Below are 3,132 nucleotides of genomic sequence, written 5' to 3' on the forward strand. Positions count from 1 at the left end.
GGTGCACCGTGCCCACTGCCCGGTAGCGGTGGTGCACGACGAGAACACGACCGTGCCGGCAGCCGACGCCCCGGTCGTGGTGGGGGCCGACGGGTCAGCCGCCGCGGAACCGGCGATCGAGATCGCCTTCGGGGAAGCCGCCCGGCGGGGGGTGGAGCTCGTCGCGGTGCGCGCGTGGTGGTCACCCGGCGCGTTCGAGCTGCCCGGGATCGACTGGGAAGAGGTGCGTCCCGACGTCGAACGGGAGCTGTCCGGGCAGCTGGCCGGATGGCAGCAGCGCTACCCGGAGGTCCCGGTGCGCGCCGTGGTGGTGCTCGATCAGCCCGCACGTCGACTGATCGAGCACTCCGAATCCGCCCAGTTGCTGGTCGTCGGCAGCCACGGCTACGGAGCCGTGGCGAGCGTGCTGCTGGGGTCGGTCAGCTCCGCGGTGGTCCAGGCGGCCCGGGTGCCTGTCATCGTCGCCCGGCAGTGACCGTCGCCACGGCCGATACCCGCTGGACAATGCGCGCATAATTGTTTCCGATGACTGGCCCTGCCGCTGTTGCCCGTAAACCCGTGATCCTCACCGTCGACGACGACCCCGCGGTCTCTCGTGCGGTCGCTCGCGACCTGCGCCGCCACTACGGCGAGAAGTACCGCATCGTGCGCGCCGAGTCCGGCCCCGACGCCCTGGAGACGCTCAACGAACTGAAGCTGCGCGGTGAGACGGTCGCGGTGTTCGTCGCCGACTACCGGATGCCGCAGATGAGCGGCATCGAGTTCCTCGAGGCGGCGATGGACATCTTCCCGATGGCCCGCCGGGTGCTGCTCACCGCCTACGCCGACACCCATGCCGCCATCGACGCGATCAACGTCGTCGACCTCGACCACTACCTGCTCAAGCCGTGGGATCCGCCGGAGGAGAAGCTCTACCCGGTGATCGACGGGCTGATCGATGCGTGGCGGGCCACGGGCGAGCGCGCGATCCCGCACACCAAGATCATCGGACATCCGTGGAATGCCCGATCCTCGGAGGTGCGCGAGTTCCTGGCCCGAAATCGGTTGTACTACACCTGGTTCCGCGCTGACGAGCCGAAGGGCAGGCAACTGCTGGACGCGGCCGGGCTCGACGAGATGACGCTTCCGGTGGTGATCACCGAGCAGGGCGAGACGCTGGTGGCCCCCACCGACGCGGAGCTCGCGGCGACGCTGGGACTGACCACCACCCCGGCGGACGATTTTTACGATCTGGTGGTCATCGGCGGCGGCCCGGCCGGCCTGGCGGCGGCGGTCTACGGCGCATCCGAGGGCCTCAAAACGGTTCTGATCGAGCGCACCGCGACCGGCGGCCAGGCAGGACAGAGCTCCCGCATCGAGAACTACCTCGGGTTCCCGGACGGCCTGTCCGGGTCTCAGCTCGCCGAGCGGGCCCGGCGGCAGGCCGAGAAGTTCGAAGCGGAGTTGATCACCGCGGCCGAGGTCACCGCGCTGGAGATCGACGGCGTCGCCCGCACGGTGCACCTGTCCGACGGCAGGTCGATCGGCGCCCGCGCGGTGATCCTGGCCATGGGTGTGGAGTACCGGCAGCTGGCCGCGGAGGGCTGCGACGGTCTCACCGGCGCCGGTGTGTACTACGGCGCGGCCACAACCGTGGCCGCCGAATGTGAGGACGACGAGGTCTACGTCATCGGCGGGGCCAACTCGGCCGGGCAGGCCGCGATGTTCCTGGCCCGGACCGCGAAGTCGGTGACGATCGTCTGCCGGCGGACTCTCGAGGACTCGATGTCGCACTACCTGATCCAGCAGATCAGGGCGCAGGACAACATCAAGGAGATGACACACACCGTCGTGCACGCCGCCAAGGGCGACGGTCACCTCGAGGGCATCTGCCTGGAGAACACCCAGACCGGGGCGCGGGAGGATTACACCTGCGGGCGGATGTTCATCTTCATCGGCGCCGAACCCCGTACCGACTGGCTCGACGGTGTGGTGGTGCGCGACGACCACGGCTTCATCCTGTCCGGCCCGGATCTGCGCGACGTCAGCGGTTGGACGCTGGAGCGGCCGCCACACCATCTCGAATCGAGTGTGCCCGGCGTGTTCGTCGCCGGGGATGTGCGCGCCGAGTCGGCCAAACGAGTCGCCGCAGCCGTCGGCGAAGGGTCGATGGCGGTCATGCTGGTGCACCGCTACCTCGCCGAGACATAACGCCATGCCCCACGGCGGAAGCCTCTGGGTGGAATCCTCACCCGGTGATACGCGTTTCATTTCGTTACTGCCGTTGGAAGCGCCAGAAGCCAGAACCTGATGCTGGAAGGATCCCCATGGGCGAGAAGTGCCTGCCCGACGAGTTGCGCACCCTGTTCCTCTTCGAGGCGCTGACCGACGAGCAACTGCAGAAGTTGTGCGAGAACGGCCACATCGCCACCTTCGACACCGGCCCGATCCACATCGAAGGTGAGCCGGCGACCTGCTTCTACGTGCTCATCGACGGCGAGCTCGTGATGTCGAAACGCTCGGGCGGGGTCGACATCGAAACCAATCGGACGTCGCAGCGCGGGGTGTACTGCGGAGCCTGGTCGGCCTACATTCCCGGCGAGGAGCACGTCTACCAGGCGTCGGTCCGGGTGACCCGCCCGTCACGGTTCTTCGTGCTGGATGCCAACGCCTTCGCCGACTTCATGCAGAAGGAGTTCCCGATGGCGGTGCACCTGCTGGAGGGTCACATGGTCGGTGGCCTGCGGCAGCGGCAGATCCTCGGCCAGCGGGAGAAGCTGCTGGCTCTGGGCCAGCTGTCGGCGGGGCTGACCCATCAGCTCAACAACCCGGCGGGCGCGACCGCCCGCGCGGTCGCCGACCTACGTGAGGGTGTGGGCAAGATGCGCCACAAGCTCGCGATGCTGGCCGACGGGAAGTTCACCCCGGCGGCGCTGAAGGTGCTGGTCAGCATTCAGGACGAGGTCGCCGAGCAGGTGGCCAAGTCGAAGTCGGAGGAGCTCTCGGCGCTGGAGACCTCGGACCGAGAGGATCAGATCGGAGACTGGCTCGAGGACCACGGGATCGGCGCGGCGTGGGACTACGCGCCGACCTTCGTGGAGGCCGGGCTCGACGTCGACTGGCTGGAGCGGGTGGAGTCGTCGATCGACGACG

At 68.4% G+C, this 3,132-nt stretch carries 3 protein-coding genes; all 3 read left to right on the forward strand.

The window, feature by feature from the left end; translation table 11 throughout:
* A partial coding sequence (locus tag WA965_RS07600) for a universal stress protein (RefSeq protein ID WP_526447300.1) occupies positions 1-475 on the forward strand: 475 nt, incomplete at its 5' end.
* Between the two features lie 50 nt (positions 476-525).
* Positions 526-2,190, forward strand: a complete 1,665-nt coding sequence (locus WA965_RS07605; RefSeq protein ID WP_526300142.1) for an NAD(P)/FAD-dependent oxidoreductase — start codon at positions 526-528, stop codon at positions 2,188-2,190.
* A gap of 116 nt (positions 2,191-2,306) precedes the next feature.
* Positions 2,307-3,132 (forward strand): cyclic nucleotide-binding domain-containing protein (locus WA965_RS07610; RefSeq protein WP_526447302.1); only part of this gene is annotated, 826 nt, incomplete at its 3' end.

Origin of the sequence: Mycobacterium sp. (assembly GCF_049683935.1) — a bacterium.
GTDB lineage: Bacteria > Actinomycetota > Actinomycetes > Mycobacteriales > Mycobacteriaceae > Mycobacterium.